Source organism: Microbacterium sp. NPDC057741 (assembly GCF_042798735.1).
Taxonomy (GTDB): Bacteria; Actinomycetota; Actinomycetes; order Actinomycetales; family Microbacteriaceae; genus Microbacterium.
Genome location: NZ_JBHVJW010000002.1, coordinates 352300 through 368821, shown reverse-complemented (window position 1 = coordinate 368821; position 16522 = coordinate 352300). Strand labels below are relative to the sequence as shown.

The window sequence follows — 16522 nt, the reverse complement described above, 5'->3', positions numbered from 1 at the left end:
GTTCGGCCAGACTCGGGCCATGAGAAGGCTCTCGCTCAGCCTGACCGGCATCGTCGCCGCGTGGCTGCTCATCGATCTGTGGCGCCTCTGGACGCCCTCCCTCATCACGCTCTTCGGCCGTGCGGCCGAGACACCGCCGGAGATCATGGGCGCGTACGCGCTGCTGGTCATGGCGCTGCCGCTCGTCGTCGTCGCGTTCGTGCGCCGTGCCGCACCCGTGCTCGCGGCCTGGATGCTGGTCGCCGCCTTCGCGGTGCGGCTACTGCTGCGCATGAACCCAGACGGCGGAGACATCCAGCTGTACGGCAGCTCGGTCGGCGTGGTGCTCGCGGTGTCGGCACTGTGCCTTGCGGCCGGGTCGCTGGGCCGCACCTTCGTGCCGAGCGTCTTCCTCGGCCTGCTGCTCAGTGCGGCGACGCACGCCATGCTCGGCGGCTTCGGCGCGGTCTGGCGGTCGGATGCCTGGGACGTGTCGCTCCTGGTGATCCAGGCCGTGCTGCTCGTGTTCGCAGTGCGCACCGCCGACGCGGCTCCGCGCGAGCCGGTCTCGTCGCGCACCGCCCTGCTGCTGCTCCCGACCCTGTTGCTGGTGCTTCTGGCCCTCGGCGACATCGGCCGCGCCTCGACGGTCGCGACCGTCTGGGGCCCGGTCTTCGCGGTGCTGGGCTGCGGCGCCGCGGCCGTGGTGGCGCTGCTGCCCGCACCGCGCAGGCGACCGTGGATCTCCGCCGTGCTGTTCGCCTCATCGATCGCCCTGTCCCTGCTGGGCGAGATCACCTGGAACGGCTTCGCCGGGGTGCTTCCGCCGTGGACGCTCGTCGCGTTCCTGGTCGGCCCCGCGGCGGCCGCGCGGCTGCTGCTGCACGCCGGTCCCGGTCGCTCGCCGCGCGGCACCGCGCTCGCCGCCGGACTCGGCTCGGTGCTGTGGACCGTGCTCTTCTTCGCCTACTACGCCGGGTACGACCTGGGCTATCGCGCGGATGTCGCGCTGGTCGCGGCATCCGTCCTGATCGCGGGATGGACGCTCGCATACCGACCTGGCGGCCCGGTCTCGGTCGCCCAGGTGCAGGCCAGCGAAAGGCGTATGGACGACTCCGGCGGACCGGCGGTCGCCGGTGTCGCGATCGGTGCGGTCGCTGCGGCCGTGATCGCACTGGTGGGGCCGTTCGTCACGGTGCCGGCATCCGCGACGGCAGCGCGGGGCGACGACCTCACCGTCGCCGCGTACAACCTGCGCATGGGCTACGGCATCGACGGCCGGTTCGACCCGGTCGCGGTCTCCGCGCAGATCCGCGAAACGGGCGCGCAGGTGGTGCTGCTCAGCGAGGTCGACCGGGGCTGGCTGCTCAACGGCGGGCAGGACGAGCTCGCCATCCTCGCCAGGATGCTGGGCATGCGGGCGGTCTTCGGCCCCGCTGCCGATCCGGTCTGGGGCGACGCGATCCTGACCAGCCTGCCGGTGAGCGGCGCTGGATCGGAGAAGTACCCGATGTTCGACGCACTGACCGGTGCGGGCATCACGATGGCGACCGTCGATTGGAACGGCACCCCGGTGCGCGTGCTCGCCACACACCTGCAGCCAGACGGCAACGAGACGAACGCCACCGTGCGCGCCGCGCAGGTCTTCGCCGATCAACTCGGCGCAGGCGACGGCCCTGCTGTCGGCGGCGGCGACCTGAACACGACGCCGGGCTCGGATGCTTGGGACACTCTGCTCTCCACCGGTGCCGAGGATGCGCTCGCCGGCATCCGCCCGGCACGCACCTCTCCGGCGGATGCGCCGAAGGAGGAGATCGACCACCTGCTGGTGTCCGGCCTCACCGTGGTGGACGCGGAGGTGGTGCCCTCGCAGCTGTCCGACCACCTGATGGTCGTCACGACCCTGCGCTGACTCCCCCGCACGACGGATGCCCCGGAGCCGTGCGGCTCCGGGGCATCCGGGCGTGACGCGATGATCAGGCGGCGACGTGCGCGCGTGCGGCCTCGACGCGGAAGATCAGCAGGTCGAAGGCGGCGACGAACGCGCTCAGGAACTCGCGGGTGCTCTCGACGGTGACGGTGCCGTCCTCGGCGATCAGGCCCGGAGTGATCTGGATGAAGCCCTCGGGCTGGCCCATGGTGACGGCGTTGTAGTGGCCGAGGATCGCGCGCAGGTGCTGCTGCGCTGCCGCGGTGGCGATGCCGCCGCCGGAGCCGCCGATGACGGCGACCGGCTTGCCGTCGAAGGAGGCCTGACCATACGGACGGGCCGACCAGTCCAGGGCGTTCTTCAGCACGCCGGGAATCGAGCGGCTGTACTCCGGCGTGACGATGATCACGCCGTCAACGTCGGCGATGGCCTGCTTGAAGTCGCGGGCGACCTGAGGGAAGTCCGCGTCGTGGTCGGGCGAGTAGAACGGCAGGTCCTTGATCGGGATCTCCACGAGCTCGGCGCCCGCCGGGGCCAGCTTCGCCAGCGCGGTGGCCAGCTGGCGGTTGATCGAGGTGGACGAGATGCTGCCGACGATGTAGCCGATCTTGTGAGTCACGAGGGTGTCCCTTTCTGGTCTGACGGGGGTTGCAACGCGGCACCCGGGCGGTGCATTCCCGTGAATGGAAATCTCCTGAGCTCCCCCGCACGGCGGATGTCGCACGCTCCCCCCACAGGGGGATGCTGGACAGCATCCGGCATCAATAGCGTGGGGGCATGCGAACAGGAACGCTCCACCTCGAGGGCATCACCAAGAGCTACGGCTCGCGGCGCGTGCTCGACAATGTCGGCTTCGACGTCACCCCCGGACGCCTCACCGGCTTCGTCGGCGGCAACGGTGCAGGCAAGACCACGACCATGCGCATCATCCTCGGCGTGCTCGCAGCCGACGGCGGCACGGTCTCGCTGGGCGGAGCGCCGGTCGGCACCGCCGACCGGCGCCGCTTCGGCTACATGCCCGAGGAGCGCGGGCTGTACCCCAAGATGAAGGTGCTCGAGCAGGTCGTCTACCTCGCCCGGCTGCACGGCTTCGAGAAGGCGGATGCCACGGCCCGAGCCACCGCGCTGCTGACCGAGCTCGGTCTGGGCGAGCGCCTCGACGACCTGATCGAATCGCTCTCGCTGGGCAACCAGCAGCGCGCGCAGATCGCCGCAGCTCTGGTGCACGACCCCGAGGTGCTCATCCTCGACGAGCCGTTCTCGGGCCTCGACCCGATCGCCGTCGATGTGGTCGCGGGCGTGCTGCAGAGCCGCGCCGCGCAGGGCGCCGCGATCCTGTTCTCGTCGCACCAGCTCGACGTCGTCGAGCGGCTCTGCGACGATCTGGTCATCATCGCCGGCGGCACGATCCGCGCGGCCGGCTCCCGCGACGAGCTGCGCGCGGCGCACTCGGCCCCGCGCTACGAGCTCGCGTCATCGGGGGATGCCGGATGGCTGCGCGCCGAGCCCGGCGTAACGGTCGTCGACTTCGAAGGCGGCGAGGCCGTCTTCGACGTCGACAGCCCCGAGACCGCGCAGCGCGTGCTGCGCAGCGCCGTCGAGCGCGGCCCGGTCTCGAGCTTCACCCCGCAGCATCCGTCTCTCGCCCAGATCTTCAAGGAGGTCATCCAGTGATCCCCACGGCCCCCGCCCCCGCGTCCACGTCGTCCGCCGTCTGGCTCGTCGCCGAGCGCGAGATCGCGTCGAAGCTGCGCAGCAAGGCGTTCCTGATCTCCACCGGCATCCTGCTGCTGATCGCGCTCGCCGGCGTGCTGATCGGCGGATTCGCCAGCAAGACGTCGGCGCCGGACGAGATCGCCGCGACTTCTCAGACCTCGGCCGTGGTCTCGGCGCTGCCGAACGTGAAAGTCGTCGAGGTGTCGGACCGCGCCGAGGCCGAGAAGCTGGTCAAGAGCGAGAAGGTCAGCGCTGCGATCGTGCCCGGTGAGGACGACGGCTTCGGGTTCGTGATCCTCGCCAAGAAGGATGCCCCGCAGTCGCTCGTCGCGAGCCTGTCGAAGGCGCCGCAGGTCGTCATCCTCGAACCCGCCGACACGAATCCGCTCGTGCGCTATCTGGTGGCGATCGGGTTCGGCGTGATCTTCCTGATGGCGGCGTCGACGTTCGGGGCCACGATCGCGCAGAGCGTCGTCGAGGAGAAGCAGACCCGCGTGGTCGAGCTGCTGATCTCGGCCATCCCGACCCGTGCCCTGCTGGCCGGCAAGGTGATCGGCAACACCGTGCTCGCGATGGCGCAGATCATCCTGCTCGCCGCGATCGCCGTGATCGGCCTGATCGTCACCGGGCAGAACCAGGTGCTCAGCGGGATCGGCGCCCCGATCCTCTGGTTCGCGGTGTTCTTCCTGTTCGGATTCATCCTGCTCGCCGCGCTGTACGCGGCGGCCGCCTCGATGGTCTCCCGTCAGGAGGACATCGGCTCGACGACCATGCCGCTGATGATGCTGATCATGGCGCCGTACTTCCTGGTGATCTTCTTCAACGACAACCCGGTCGTGATGACGGTCATGTCGTACGTCCCGTTCTCGGCACCCGTCGCGATGCCGGTGCGGCTGTTCGTCGGTGAGGCGCAGTGGTGGGAGCCGCTGATCTCGCTGGTGATCCTGATCGCGACCTGCATCGGCGCGATCCTCGTCGGCGCGAAGATCTACGAGAACTCGCTGCTGCGGATGGGGGCGAGGGTCAAGCTCGGCGAGGCGCTGCGGGGCTGACGTTCCGAGCCCGCGGGCTTCTGCCCGCGGGCTCGGAATATCCATGCAGGCGCATGAGTTACAGTGTGCTGAGCGCGGACAACGGGGTACTGCGAGACACCCCGTACCCCTGAAGGACCCGATGAGCACCGCCACCGCCACCCGCACCGCCGACACCGAGCACCCCGTCCTGGACGTGCTCGCCGACCGCTGGAGCCCGCGCGCCTTCGACGCCGAGACCGCGATCGACGAGGCGAAGCTGGCATCCGCTCTCGAGGCAGCCCGCTGGACGCCGTCGGCCAACAACACGCAGCCGTGGCGCTTCATCGTGGCCCGCCGCGGAACCGCACTGCACGAGCAGATCCACAGCGCGCTGATGGGCTTCAACCAGGCCTGGGCAGGCAACGCCGCTGTGCTGGTCGTCGCCGTCGCCGAGACCGCTGACGAGCAGGGCACCCCGCTCACCCACGCCGTGTACGACCTCGGCCAGGCCGTCGCCCACCTTTCGGTGCAGGCCCACCACGACGGCCTCGTCGTGCACCAGATGAGCGGCTTCGTCGCCGAGCAGATCCGCGAGATCACCGGCCTCGACGAGCGCTTCGCACCGACCACCGTCCTCGCCCTCGGCGAGCTCGGCGACGCGGGCGTCCTGCCCGAGCCGCTGCAGGAGCGCGAGGTCGCCCCGCGCGTGCGCCGCCCGATCGACGAGACGGTGCTGCTCAGCGCCTGACCCCCGGTTCCGAGACCCCTCCCGGTCGGCGCCCCTCCGCGCCGACGTCCGTGGAGGGGTCTCGGCATTTCCGGGCGCGGTGAAGGCCGCCGCGCGAGACCCCGAGTTCCGCGCGAGACCCACCGCAGGAACATGGGTCTCGCACGGAACTCGGGGGATCAGCCAGAAACTCGCGGAGGACTCGGGGGATGACCCAGAACTCGGCGACTCCGCCGGACGTTCCCCCCGGCCGGCGCACCCCGCGTACCCTGCTGTGATGAGCAGCACGCGGAGGATCAAGACCGTCGAGCAGTCGATCGCCGAGACGCATGACGAGAAGCGCTCACTGAAACGGGCGCTGAACACCTGGGACCTCGCGGTCATGGGCGTCGCCGTCGCGGTCGGAGCGGGCATCTTCTCGGTCGGCGCCGAGGCGTCCGCCCACCACGCGGGCCCCGCGGTCATCGTGTCCTTCATCATCGCCGCCGTCGTGTGCGGGCTGGCGATCCTCTGCTACGCCGAGTTCGCCTCCTCGATCCCGGTCGCCGGCTCCGCGTACACCTTCACGTACTCCACGCTCGGTGAGTTCCTTGCCTGGATCATCGGGTGGGACCTCATCCTCGAGATGCTCATGGCAGCCGCCGTGATCGCGAAGTACTGGGGCGTCTACCTCGGCAACACGGTCTCCCTGTTCAACCTGGACATCCCGATGACCATCCCGATCGGCTCGCTGCAGTTCGAGTGGGGCCCTGTGGTGATCGTCGCGATCTTCACGCTGCTGCTCGCCCTCGGCACCCGCCTTTCCAGCCGCGTGAACGCCGTGTTCACCGCGATCAAGGTCGCGATCGTGCTGTTCGTGATCGTCGTCGGACTGTTCTTCATCAACCCGACCAACTTCACCCCCTTCGTGCCGCCGGCGCAGCCCGGGCCCGCCGCCGACAGCGCCTGGACGCAGTCGTTCTTCTCGCTGCTCACCGGCGCCTCGCCGCAGGTGTACGGCGTCTTCGGCATCCTCTCCGGCGCCGCGCTGGTGTTCTTCGCCTTCATCGGCTTCGACGTCGTCGCGACCAGCGCCGAGGAGGCCAAGGATCCGAAGCGCACCGTGCCCCGCGGCATCCTGCTCGGCCTCGGCATCGTGACCGTGCTCTACGTGCTGGTCGCGATCACGATCACCGGCATGGTGTCGTACACCGAGCTCGCCAAGCTCGAGGAGCCGTCGCTGGCGAGCGCCTTCGAGATCGTCGGCGCGACCTGGGCGGCGAAGGTCATCTCGATCGGCAGCCTGGTCGGCCTGACCACGGTCGTCATGGTGCTGCTGCTGGGGCTCGCGCGCATCGTGTTCGCGATGAGCCGCGACGGCCTGCTGCCCCGGTCGCTGAGCGTCACCGACGCGAAGCGCGGCACGCCGATCCGCATCCAGCTGATCGTCGGCGTGATCATCGCGATCATCGCCGGCTTCACCAACGTGCAGGTGCTCGGCGACATGATCAACATCGGCACCCTGTCGGCGTTCGTCCTGGTCAGCGTCGGCGTCCCGATCCTGCGGAAGTCCCGCCCCGACCTGCAGCGTCCGTTCACCGTGCCGCTGTCGCCGTGGCTGCCGTGGATCTCGGCGATCGCCTGCTTCTGGCTGATGCTGAACCTGTCGACCGAGACCTGGCTGCGGTTCGTGATCTGGCTGCTGATCGGCTTCGTGATCTACTTCGGCTACTCGCGCAGGCATTCGCTGCTCGGACAGCAGCTCGAAGCGGATGCCGCGGCGGGCGCCCGCACCATCCGGGATCAGCGGTTCTGACTCGCAGCCGCGCGAGTTCTCCGTGAGACCCCGAGTTCTGCACGAGACCCGCTGCAGGGTCATGGGCCTCGTGCAGAAGTCGGGAAGTCGCGTGGGCCTCGCCGGGATGTCGCGCGGGCCTCGCCGGGATGTCGCGCGGGCCTCGCCGGGATGTCGCGCGGGCCTCACCGGGATGTCGCGCGGGCCTCACCGGGATGTCGCGCGGGCCTCACCGCCCGCGCTGCGCGGCCGCGGCGAGCGCGTCGGCGGCGCGCACGAGCGCGAGGTGCGAGAACGCCTGCGGGGTATTGCCGACCTGGCGGACCCCCACCGGGTCGTACTCCTCTGACAGCATGCCGACGTCGTTGCGGAACGAGCACAGCCGATCCATCAGCGCCCGCGCCTCCGTCAGCCGTGCAGTCGCCGCGTACTGCTCGACGAGCCAGAACGAGCAGGCCAGGAACGGATGCTCCGCACCTGCGAGCCCGTCCACACCGGACGTCGTGCGGTACCGCAGCAGCAGCCCGTCGTGCATGAGTGTCTTCTCGATGCGGTCGACCGTGGCCAGCATCCGCGGGTCGTCGGCCGCGCAGTAGCCGACCTGCGGGATGAGCAGCAGCGAGGCATCCACCTCATCCGTGTCGGCGTGCTGCACGAAGGCGCCGCCGCGCACCCCGTGCGCGTCGATCTCCTCGCGTAGCCGGTCGCGCGCAGCACGCCAGCGGTCCTCGTGCCCCGGCAGGCCGAAATCCTCCACCGCACGGATGCCGCGGTCGAAGGCCGCCCACATCATCACGCGGGAGTGCGTGAACATGCGCGGTTCGCCGCGGATCTCCCAGAGCCCGTTGTCCGGTCGGTCCAGCTGGGTCTCGGCGTGCTTGAGCAGCGCCCGCTCGACCGCCCAGGAGCGGTGCGACTCGGCGAGCCCCGCCCGCCGGGCAGCGCCGAGGGTCACCATCACCTCGCCGACGACGTCGGCCTGGTACTGACCGGATGCCCCGTTGCCGACACGCACCGGAGCGGATGCCGCGTAGCCGGGCAGCGAGGGCAGGGTGTACTCGGCGAGCTCGCGCTCCCCCGCCAGCCCGTACATGATCTGCGCGTCGGCGGGGTCGCCTGCGACCGCCCGCACCAGCCAGTCCCGCCAGTGCCAGGCCGCATCGGTCATCCCATGGTCCAGCAGCGCCTCGAGGGTGAGGGCCGCGTCACGCAGCCAGACGTAGCGGTAGTCCCAGTTGCGCTCCCCGCCGAAGTCCTCGGGCAGCGAGGTGGTGACCGCGGCGGCGATGCCGCCGGTGTCACGGTTGGTGAGGGCGCGCAGGATCAGCAGCGAGCGCCGCACCGCAGCATCGTCGGGGCCGTCGTGTGCGATCCCGGCGGCCCACTGCTGCCACCAGTCCCGGGTGCGCAGGTCGGCGACGGACAGGTCGAGACCGTCGGGCGCCGGCAGGAAGGACGGATGCCAGGTGAGCGTGAGCGGCACGCGTTCCCCCGACGTGACCGAGACGGTGCCCGTGTGCAGGTGTCCGTGCGCGTGCAGCGCAGCACCCCGCATCACCACGGCATCCGGCCCTGCGACGGCGGTCAGCTCCGGGGCATCCGCCGTGCCGCTCTGGTGCACCCAGGGCAGCGCGCGGGCGTAGTCGAACCGCATCCGCAGCTCCTGCGCGAACTCCACCCGGCCGGACACGCCGACGATCTCGCGCACGATGTCGGTGCGCCCCGGGCGGTCGCCGGCCACCGGCATCCAGTCCCGCACCTCGGCGACGCCGTCGTCGGTCTCCCACCGGGTGACGAGCGTGAACGTGTCGCCGTCGTAGCGCCGCGTGGCCGCGGCATCCGGGTCGGTGGGGCGCAGCGACCAGCATCCGTGCTCCGCGTCGCCGAGCAGCGCCCCGAAGACGGATGCGGCGTCCAGCCGCGGTGGGCAGAACCAGTCGATGCTGCCCTCGCGCGAGACCAGTGCCGCCGTGCGGCAGTCGCTCAGCAGCGCGTATTCCTCGATCGGCACGCTCATCCTCGCAGTCTGGCATCCTCGCGGCCTATCGTGAAGGCATGTCACGCGACACCACGCTGCTCATCCTCGGCGCCTCCGGCGACCTCACCTCGCGGCTGCTGCTGCCCGCGATCGGCCAGCTGCTGCGCCGCGAGCCGAGCAGAAAGCTCACACTGCACGGCGCCGGTTCCGATGACTGGAGCGCGAAGCGCTGGCAGGAGGCCGTGCAGACGGCGTTCGCGTCATCAGATGCCGCGGATCAGGTCGCCCGTATCGCCGGGACGACGTACACGATGGCGGATGTCACGGATCGAGACGCCCTCGCCGGGCTGGTCGAGGGCGTCGAGGGGCCACTGGTGATCTACTTCGCCCTGCCGCCGGCCGTCGCCGTGGCCGCCTGCGAGGTGCTGCGCGACGTGAAACTGCCCGAGAACACGGTGCTGGCGCTGGAGAAGCCGTTCGGCAGCGACCAGAAGAGCGCCAGGGAGCTGAACGACCTGCTGCAGCAGCTGGTGCCCGAGAAACGGATCTTCCGGGTGGACCACTTCCTCGGCCGGTCGACGCTGCTGAACGTGATCGGCGTGCGGTTCGCGAACCGGCTGGTGGAGCCGGTGTGGTCGGCCGATCACGTGCAGTCGGTCCTCATCCGCTACGACGAGTCGCTCGCCCTGGAGAACCGCGCGCGGTACTACGACAGGGCCGGCGCGATGATCGACATGATCCAGAGCCACCTGCTGCAGGTGCTCGCGATCCTCGCGATGGAGCAGCCCGCCGACCTCGACGAGATCGATCTGCGCGACGCGATGGCCGCCGCGCTGCGCGCCACGGTCGTCTGGGACGACAATCCGGTGCGCTCCTCCCGCCGCGGCCGGTACACCGCCGGGACGATCGGCGACAAGGAGCACCGCCGCGACGTGCCGTCCTACGTCGACGAGGAGGGCGTCGACCCCGATCTCGACACCGAGACCCTCGCCGAGATCACCTGCGAGGTGCGCACCGCGCGCTGGGCGGGCGTGCCGTTCACGCTGCGCAGCGGCAAGGCACTGGCCGACCGCCATGCCGAGATCGTCGTGACGTTCCGGCCTGTGCGGCACATTCCGGAGGGACTGACCGGCAAGCCGGATGACGGCGGCGTGCTGCGCTTCGTGCTCGGCCCGGACCGGATCGACCTCGAGCTGAACGTCAACGGCGGCGACGACCCGTTCGCGCTGCGCCGCGACGTGCTCTCCACCAAGCTCGGCAAGGGCACCCTGCTGGCGTACACCGAGGTCATCAGCGACATCCTCGACGGCGACGTCGCGCTGTCGGTGCGGGCGGATGCCGCAGAGCAGTGCTGGCGCATCATCCAGCCGGTGCGGGATGCCTGGAACCGCGGGGATGTCCCGATCGAGGACTACCCGGCCGGCTCGACGGGGCCTGCGGACTGGGCGACGTCGAAGCGCTGAGAGACGAAGGGACGAAGGGCGTCCTTCGTCTCGTCGCTGGCGCTCCTCGCTCAGGAGCCGAAGCCTTCCCACACCCTGAGCGAGCGGCCCTCCACCCCGCACCCTGAGCGAGCGAAACGAGACGAAGGGACGAAGGGCGTCCTTCGTCTCGTCGCTGGCGCTCCTCGCTCAGGAGCCGGGGCAGGAGCCGGAGCCGGAGCCGGAGCCGGACGCGGGAGCGCTGAACAGCGCGACGATCTCGTCCTCGCGCAGGTCGTCGAGCGCAGCATCCAGTCGGCCGTCGGCGGCGAACCGGCTGACGCCGTGCAGGGTGCTCCAGAGCAGCTCGGCGCGAACCGCGCGCTCGCGCGGCATCTCACCGCCGACGGCGCGCTCGAACATCGCGAATCCCTGCCGAAGGATCTCCGGCGTCTCGTCAGATGCGAACACGACGCCTGTGCGCGCCATGGTCATCGCGTAGTAGACGGCGGGATGGTCCGCCGCGAACCTGAGGTAAGCGGCGACGAGAGCCGCCAGCCCTTCACCGTCGGCGCTGATCGCGGCGAGGAGATCGGCGTACCCGTCGATGACGACGCGTTCGACGATCTCGTCCCGGCCACGCGGGAAGTGCCGGTACAGGATGGGCTGGCTGAATCCGATCGCGTCGGCGAGGCGGCGCACGGTGACGGCGGGCCACCCCTCCTGCTCCGCGATCTCGCGCGCCGCAGCGACGATTCGCAGTTCGCGCTCGCGGATCCGCTCGATGTCTTGCGCTGCTCGGGGCATGCAGCTACATTAGCACCGCTAACACTTAGCATTGCTAACACCTGGACCATGGAGGAATCATGACCGCCATCATCGCCATCACCGGAGCACTCGCCGTGCTCGGCCTCGCCGTGATCTTCGGCGCGGACGTCGTCGGCGTCCTCGTCCAGCGCTCCGTCTACGCAGACCTGGACGACCGCGCCATGGTGCAGGTCGTGGGGCGCGGCCACTTCTACGCCGACCGGCGGATGCCGGCCGTCGGCATCCCCGCCACCGTCCTCACCGCGCTCACGGCGGCAGCCGCGTTCCTCTGGGGCACGACGCTCTCCGGCATCCTCTCTGCGGTGGGACTCGTCCTGCTGGTCACCTGGCTGCTCGTCTACGCGCGCATCGCGAAGCCGATCAACACGGCACTGACCGCGGCCGCTCTCGCCGACGAGGTTCCGGACGACGCCCGCGCGCTGCAGGCGCGGTGGGAGTCGGTCCTCCCGCTGCGGGTCGCACTGAACGGCGTCACCATCACCCTGCTGGCGGCGACGCTCGCGCTGATCTGAACCCGCGCGTGCCGCGTTCTGCATGAGACCCCGAGTTCGGCACGAGACCCACGTCAGAAACGTGGGTCTCGTGCCGAGCTCGGGGTCTCGCCGAGATCTCGCGCCGCCGTCAGTGCTCGGGCCTGGCGAGTTCCACCTCGTTGCCTTCGCGGTCGACGATCTTGCCGTCGATGATCGAGTCGCCGTCCTCGAACGCCTCGAGATACGCGATCGGGATGCTGCGCGTCGGCGCCGCGACGAACGCGTTCTTCCGCTGCACGCTTCCGAGGTGGTTGAACAGCAGGTTCAGCAGGATGGCCGTCACCGCGGCCGAGCTGATGCCGGAGTGGAAGATCGTCACGAACCAGTCCGGCATCTGGTGGTAGATCGTCGGGATCGCGATCGGCAGCATCCCCACGGCGAGCGACGTCGCGACGATGACGAGGTTCATATTGTTCTTGTACTCGACCTTCGCGAGGGTGCGGATACCGGATGCCGCGACCGAACCGAACAGCACCAGGCCGGCGCCGCCGAGGACCGGCGAGGGGATCGCACCGACGACCCGTCCGAGCACCGGCAGCAGACCGAGCACGACCAGCACGCCACCGCCGGCTGTGACCACGAAGCGGCTCTTCACGCCGGTGATCGCGACCAGACCGACGTTCTGCGCGAACGCGGACTGGGTGAAGGTGCCGAAGATCGGCGAGACGGCGCTGGAGAGCATGTCGGCGCGCAGGCCTGCGGCGATGCGCTTGGAGTCGACCTTGGTGCCGACGATCTCACTGACGGCGAGGATGTCCGCCGTGGTCTCGGTCAGGGTCACCAGGATCACGATGAACATCGAGATGATCGCCGCGACCTCGAAGGTGGGCATACCGAATCCGAAGACCTGGGGGAAGGCGAAGATCGGGCCCTCCCCGACCGAGCTGAAGTCGGCCTTTCCCATGATGACCGCGACGATCGTGCCGAGCACGATCGAGAGCAGAATCGCCAGGCGCGAGATCGCACCCACGGGGATCTTGCTGAGAACCAGCACGATGACGAGGGTGATGCCGGCGAGCAGCAGGTTGTCGGCGGATGCCCCCTTCGCCGCGTCCTCGCCGGCCCCGACGATCCAGCCTGCCGCGACCGGCAGCAGCGTGAGGCCGATCGTCGTGATCACGGTGCCGGTCACCACCGGCGGGAAGAACCGGATGACGGTGGCGAAGACCGGTGCGATCAGCAGGCCGATCACCGAAGCGGCGATCACGGACCCGAACACCGCCGGCAGGCCGCCTCCGCTCGTGACGATGGCGCCCATCGTCGCGACACCGGAGAACGAGACGCCCTGCACGAGCGGCAGCTGGGAGCCGAAGAACGGCACGCCGACCGTCTGCAGGATCGTCGCGAGCCCGCCCATGAACAGGCAGGCGGCGATGAGCACGCCGATCTCGCCCTGACTGAGCCCCGCCATCTGGCCGATGATCAGCGGCGGGGCGATGATGCCGCCGTACATGGTCAGCACGTGCTGGATGCCGTATCCGAGGGTGGCGCCGAACGGCAGGCGCTCGTCCTCCGGCCTCGACGCGACCTTCTTCTCTCTCTGTGACATTGTTCGACCTCTTCGTCGTTGTGGGTGGGGTTCGGGCGGTTCAGGAATGGCGGGCGAGCAGCGCGCGCGCCGCCTCGCTGTGGTGGGAGATCAGCTGCGGCACGTCGAGCCCGACGATCTGGCCGTCGAGCACGCGCCAGGTGCCGCCGACCATCACGCGGTCGGCGCGCTCCGCGCCGCACAGCAGCAGCGCGGCGACCGGGTCGTGGCTGCCCGAGAAGCGCAGCTCGTCGAGTGTGAACATGGCCAGGTCGGCCTGCCTGCCCGGGGCGAGCACGCCGATGTCGCTGCGTCCGAGGGCGCGCGCCGAGCCGGCCGTGGCCCAGTCCAGCGCGCGCTCCGGCGTCACGGATGCCGCGCCGTAGCGCAGCCGCTGCAGGTAGAGCGCCTGGCGCACCTCCTGGATCATGTTCGATCCGTCGTTCGAGGCCGAGCCGTCGACGCCGAGGCCGACGGGCGCGCCGGCCTCCTCCAGCTCGACCGCGCGGGCGATGCCGGATGCGAGGCGCATGTTCGATGTCGCGCAGTGCGACACGGCCGTGCCGGCGGCGCCCAGTCGCGCGATCTCGTCGTCGTCGAAGTGGATCCCGTGCGCGAGCCAGGTGCGATCGCCGAGCCAGCCCACGCTCTCCAGGTAGTCGACCGTGCGCAGACCGAACATCTCGCGGCAGAAGTCCTCCTCGTCGAGGGTCTCTGCGAGGTGGGTGTGCAGGCGCACATCGTGCCGGGCGGCGAGGTCGGCGGTGTCGCGCATGACGCCGGTGGTCACCGAGAACGGCGAGCAGGGCGCGAGGGCGATCTGCACCTGCGCGCCCTCGCCGCGCTCGTGGTAGGCGCCGATGAGCCGCTCGCTGTCGGCGAGGATCGTGTCGGCGTCCTGCACGGTGCTCTGCGGGGGCAGGCCGCCGTCCCTCTCGCCGAGCGACATCGATCCGCGCGTCAGCGTGGCCCGCATCCCGAGGCTGCGCACGACCTCGACCTGCACGTCGATGCCCTCCTCCAGCCCGTTCGGGAACAGGTAGTGGTGGTCGGCGGCGGTGGTGCAGCCGGAGAGCAGCAGCTCGGCGAGCGCGGCGGTGGTCGCGAGCTCGAGATCGCGCGGGGTCAGCCCGGCCCAGACCCCGTAGAGACCCTTGAGCCAGGGGAAGAGCTCGGCGCTGACGACCGGCCGCCAGGCCCTGGTGAGGGTCTGGTAGAAGTGGTGGTGCGTGTTGATCAGGCCGGGGATGATCACGTGCCGCGAGGCGTCGAAGACGTCGTCGACCGGCTGCGCCGGCTCGGCTCCGAGCGGAACGCTCTCGAGCACGCGGTCGCCCGCGATGACGATGCCTCCACGGGCATCTGCGGCGTCGCCGGTGTGGATCCCGAGCGGGTTCTTCAGCCAGGTGGTGTGCAGTGGGGCGGGCATTCAGTGGCTCCATCGTCGGATCGGCGGGGCCGCTGCGCGGCTCCGTGGTGAGCCAGCTCAGTTCGCCTGTCTGCTGATCCAGGGCCTTCGGCGTCGAAGGCATATCCGATGATGACCGATACCGGCTCGCAGGTCAAGACTTTTCCGGATGTCGGATGCAGATTCTCACTATGCGGATGCAACGGGCGCGGCGTACGCAGCGAGGAAGACGTCGAGTGCGGCGTCGACGTGGGCCGCGATGTCGAGGTTCTCGTTGGCAGCCTCGTCACCGAGCAGCATCGCCCGGTTCACCGGATCACCCATGACCAGCCAGTTCAGCTGAACCGCGGCGCGGTCGGGATCATCGACGGCGAGCGCGCCGATGCCCTCGAGGTCGGCGATCAGCCCCGCGAGCGATCGCATCGCGCGCTGTGCACCGTGCTCGTAGAGTTCGCGCGCCAGATCGGGGAACTGCGACAGCAGCCCGATCACCAGCCGACGCAGCGCCAGCAGATTCGGCGCGAGCACGGTCGCCAGCTGCTCGCGCAGCACCGGGGCCAGCACGGCGCGGGCGTCGTCGCCCGGCGCCACGACGGGCGGCTCGCTGAGCACGCGTTCGCTGGCTCCGCGCGTCTGCGACCGGACGAGCTCGAGGAACAGCGCCTCCTTGCTGCCGAAGTGCCCGTAGAGCGTCTGCTTCGCGACACCGGAGTCGCGGGAGATCGCGTCCATGGTCACCGCGTCGTACCCGTGCGCGAGGAAAGCCGCCTGTGCCGCATCGAGGATCGCCTCGCGCTTGGCGACCGAGCTCGGGCGCAGCTTCCGCTCACCTCTTGACGTCTTCATACCGATGAGTCTAGTTTAGAGAAATCATACCGTCCAGTCTTGAAAGTGAGCGAACATGAGCACCCTGACCACCCAGCGCGGCGACGGCATCGTCTACGACGACCTCGGCCCCGAAAGCGCACCGACCGTGCTGTTCATCACCGGCGCGGGTCCGACGCGCGCAGACCCGATCACACTCGCCACCGCAGAGGCGCTGGCCGCACGCGGCATCCGCTCGTTCTTCGCAGACCGCCTCGGACGCGGCGAGAGCACGTCGGAGGGGGAGGTGACACTGGATGCGCAGCTGTCGGCGATCGCCGAGCTCGCCGCGGTCGCGCAGGCGCCGGTCATCCTCGTCGGGCACTCCTCGGGCTGCGCCATCGGGATGCTCGCGGCACCGCGCGTGCCGACGATCGCCGGGCTCGTGCTCTGGGAGGCACCGCTGGGCCTGTTCCCCGAGGGCGCCCCCGCCTGGTGGAGCGGAGTGCGATCGTCGATCGACGACGGCGACCTCGAGGGGGCCGTGGCCGGCTACATGGTCGGCATGCCGCCGGAGTGGCTGGAGGAGCTCAAGTCCTCACCCGCGTACCCGCAGCTCGTGCTCGGCTGGGTGCCCGACGGCGAGGCGCTCGCCCTGGTCGAGCAGCGCGGGAACACTGACGTCCTCGCCGGAGTGACGGCCCCGGTGCTCGCGCTGACGGGCACCGAGACCTACCCCGGGATGCAGGAGACGGCGGACGGGATCGCCGCCGCGGCCGCACACGGCAGCGCCGAACAGCTGCGCGGATCCGAGCACTCCTGGAACCCGGAGGCGATGGCAGAGCGCCTCACGCAACTGGTGCACGAGGCGCTCTGAGCGCGG

Annotated in this window: 14 protein-coding genes; 8 read left to right on the top strand and 6 right to left on the bottom strand. The window is 70.1% G+C overall.

The genetic code is table 11. The features are described from left to right. Positions 1 to 19: 19 nt before the first annotated feature. The gene (locus tag ACFVDO_RS08725) at positions 20 to 1891 is read left to right on the top strand and encodes an endonuclease/exonuclease/phosphatase family protein (RefSeq protein ID WP_378859971.1); all 1872 of its coding nucleotides are present in this window, start codon (positions 20 to 22) and stop codon (positions 1889 to 1891) included. A 64-nt stretch (positions 1892 to 1955) separates the two neighbouring features. Here ACFVDO_RS08725 and ACFVDO_RS08720 read toward each other — a convergent pair whose 3' ends face one another. Then, the gene (locus ACFVDO_RS08720) at positions 1956 to 2528 is read right to left on the bottom strand and encodes an NADPH-dependent FMN reductase (protein ID WP_378859970.1); all 573 of its coding nucleotides are present in this window, start codon (positions 2526 to 2528) and stop codon (positions 1956 to 1958) included. A gap of 158 nt (positions 2529 to 2686) precedes the next feature. Between ACFVDO_RS08720 and ACFVDO_RS08715 the strand changes: the two genes are divergently transcribed. The 4 genes from ACFVDO_RS08715 to ACFVDO_RS08700 all read left to right on the top strand — a co-directional run bounded on the left by ACFVDO_RS08715 (position 2687) and on the right by ACFVDO_RS08700 (position 7160). Then, positions 2687 to 3583: an ABC transporter ATP-binding protein gene (locus tag ACFVDO_RS08715; protein ID WP_378859969.1), complete on the top strand. Its 897-nt coding sequence runs from the start codon at positions 2687 to 2689 to the stop codon at positions 3581 to 3583. After that, positions 3580 to 4677 carry an ABC transporter permease gene (locus ACFVDO_RS08710; protein ID WP_378859968.1) on the top strand — a complete coding sequence of 366 codons (1098 nt, stop codon included), beginning with the start codon at positions 3580 to 3582 and terminating at the stop codon, positions 4675 to 4677. Before ACFVDO_RS08715 ends, ACFVDO_RS08710 begins: the two co-directional genes overlap by 4 nt. A 121-nt stretch (positions 4678 to 4798) precedes the next feature. Then, positions 4799 to 5386: a nitroreductase family protein gene (locus tag ACFVDO_RS08705; RefSeq protein ID WP_378859967.1), complete on the top strand. Its 588-nt coding sequence runs from the start codon at positions 4799 to 4801 to the stop codon at positions 5384 to 5386. Positions 5387 to 5642: 256 nt separating this feature from the next. Then, entirely contained in the window at positions 5643 to 7160 is a 1518-nt protein-coding gene (locus ACFVDO_RS08700; protein ID WP_378860107.1) for an APC family permease, read from the top strand. Between the two features lie 208 nt (positions 7161 to 7368). Here ACFVDO_RS08700 and ACFVDO_RS08695 read toward each other — a convergent pair whose 3' ends face one another. Further along, entirely contained in the window at positions 7369 to 9156 is a 1788-nt protein-coding gene (locus tag ACFVDO_RS08695) for a glycoside hydrolase family 15 protein (RefSeq protein WP_378860106.1), read from the bottom strand. Positions 9157 to 9194: 38 nt separating this feature from the next. Between ACFVDO_RS08695 and ACFVDO_RS08690 the strand changes: the two genes are divergently transcribed. Next, the gene (locus ACFVDO_RS08690) at positions 9195 to 10580 is read left to right on the top strand and encodes a glucose-6-phosphate dehydrogenase (protein ID WP_378860105.1); all 1386 of its coding nucleotides are present in this window, start codon (positions 9195 to 9197) and stop codon (positions 10578 to 10580) included. A gap of 168 nt (positions 10581 to 10748) precedes the next feature. Here the strand turns inward: ACFVDO_RS08690 and ACFVDO_RS08685 are convergent, their stop codons facing one another. Continuing rightward, positions 10749 to 11345 carry a TetR/AcrR family transcriptional regulator gene (locus tag ACFVDO_RS08685; protein ID WP_378860104.1) on the bottom strand — a complete coding sequence of 199 codons (597 nt, stop codon included), beginning with the start codon at positions 11343 to 11345 and terminating at the stop codon, positions 10749 to 10751. Between the two features lie 59 nt (positions 11346 to 11404). Here ACFVDO_RS08685 and ACFVDO_RS08680 point away from each other — a divergent pair, with 59 nt between their 5' ends. Beyond that, positions 11405 to 11878, top strand: coding sequence for a DUF1772 domain-containing protein (locus tag ACFVDO_RS08680; protein ID WP_378860103.1), 474 nt, complete (start codon positions 11405 to 11407; stop codon positions 11876 to 11878). Positions 11879 to 11987: 109 nt separating this feature from the next. Here ACFVDO_RS08680 and ACFVDO_RS08675 read toward each other — a convergent pair whose 3' ends face one another. The 3 genes from ACFVDO_RS08675 to ACFVDO_RS08665 all read right to left on the bottom strand — a co-directional run bounded on the left by ACFVDO_RS08675 (position 11988) and on the right by ACFVDO_RS08665 (position 15681). Continuing rightward, positions 11988 to 13448 carry a nucleobase:cation symporter-2 family protein gene (locus ACFVDO_RS08675; protein WP_378858516.1) on the bottom strand — a complete coding sequence of 487 codons (1461 nt, stop codon included), beginning with the start codon at positions 13446 to 13448 and terminating at the stop codon, positions 11988 to 11990. A 40-nt stretch (positions 13449 to 13488) separates the two neighbouring features. Then, on the bottom strand, positions 13489 to 14856 hold the full coding sequence (locus ACFVDO_RS08670; protein WP_378858517.1) for an 8-oxoguanine deaminase: 1368 nt from the start codon (positions 14854 to 14856) through the stop codon (positions 13489 to 13491). Between the two features lie 168 nt (positions 14857 to 15024). Then, positions 15025 to 15681 carry a TetR/AcrR family transcriptional regulator gene (locus tag ACFVDO_RS08665; protein ID WP_378858518.1) on the bottom strand — a complete coding sequence of 219 codons (657 nt, stop codon included), beginning with the start codon at positions 15679 to 15681 and terminating at the stop codon, positions 15025 to 15027. A 55-nt stretch (positions 15682 to 15736) separates the two neighbouring features. Here ACFVDO_RS08665 and ACFVDO_RS08660 point away from each other — a divergent pair, with 55 nt between their 5' ends. Further along, positions 15737 to 16516, top strand: coding sequence for an alpha/beta fold hydrolase (locus ACFVDO_RS08660; RefSeq protein WP_378858519.1), 780 nt, complete (start codon positions 15737 to 15739; stop codon positions 16514 to 16516). Positions 16517 to 16522 lie beyond the last annotated feature (6 nt).

Excerpts from the sequence above, each read along its gene's own strand:
- ACFVDO_RS08670 (WP_378858517.1), bottom strand. The coding sequence starts at position 14,856 with ATGCCCGCCCCACTGCACACCACCTGGCTGAAGAACCCGCTCGGGATC.
- ACFVDO_RS08705 (WP_378859967.1), top strand. The coding sequence starts at position 4,799 with ATGAGCACCGCCACCGCCACCCGCACCGCCGACACCGAGCACCCCGTC.
- ACFVDO_RS08690 (WP_378860105.1), top strand. The coding sequence starts at position 9,195 with ATGTCACGCGACACCACGCTGCTCATCCTCGGCGCCTCCGGCGACCTC.
- ACFVDO_RS08660 (WP_378858519.1), top strand. The coding sequence starts at position 15,737 with ATGAGCACCCTGACCACCCAGCGCGGCGACGGCATCGTCTACGACGAC.
- ACFVDO_RS08695 (WP_378860106.1), bottom strand. The coding sequence starts at position 9,156 with ATGAGCGTGCCGATCGAGGAATACGCGCTGCTGAGCGACTGCCGCACG.
- ACFVDO_RS08680 (WP_378860103.1), top strand. The coding sequence starts at position 11,405 with ATGACCGCCATCATCGCCATCACCGGAGCACTCGCCGTGCTCGGCCTC.
- ACFVDO_RS08725 (WP_378859971.1), top strand. The coding sequence starts at position 20 with ATGAGAAGGCTCTCGCTCAGCCTGACCGGCATCGTCGCCGCGTGGCTG.
- ACFVDO_RS08685 (WP_378860104.1), bottom strand. The coding sequence starts at position 11,345 with ATGCCCCGAGCAGCGCAAGACATCGAGCGGATCCGCGAGCGCGAACTG.
- ACFVDO_RS08665 (WP_378858518.1), bottom strand. The coding sequence starts at position 15,681 with ATGAAGACGTCAAGAGGTGAGCGGAAGCTGCGCCCGAGCTCGGTCGCC.
- ACFVDO_RS08700 (WP_378860107.1), top strand. The coding sequence starts at position 5,643 with ATGAGCAGCACGCGGAGGATCAAGACCGTCGAGCAGTCGATCGCCGAG.
- ACFVDO_RS08715 (WP_378859969.1), top strand. The coding sequence starts at position 2,687 with ATGCGAACAGGAACGCTCCACCTCGAGGGCATCACCAAGAGCTACGGC.
- ACFVDO_RS08675 (WP_378858516.1), bottom strand. The coding sequence starts at position 13,448 with ATGTCACAGAGAGAGAAGAAGGTCGCGTCGAGGCCGGAGGACGAGCGC.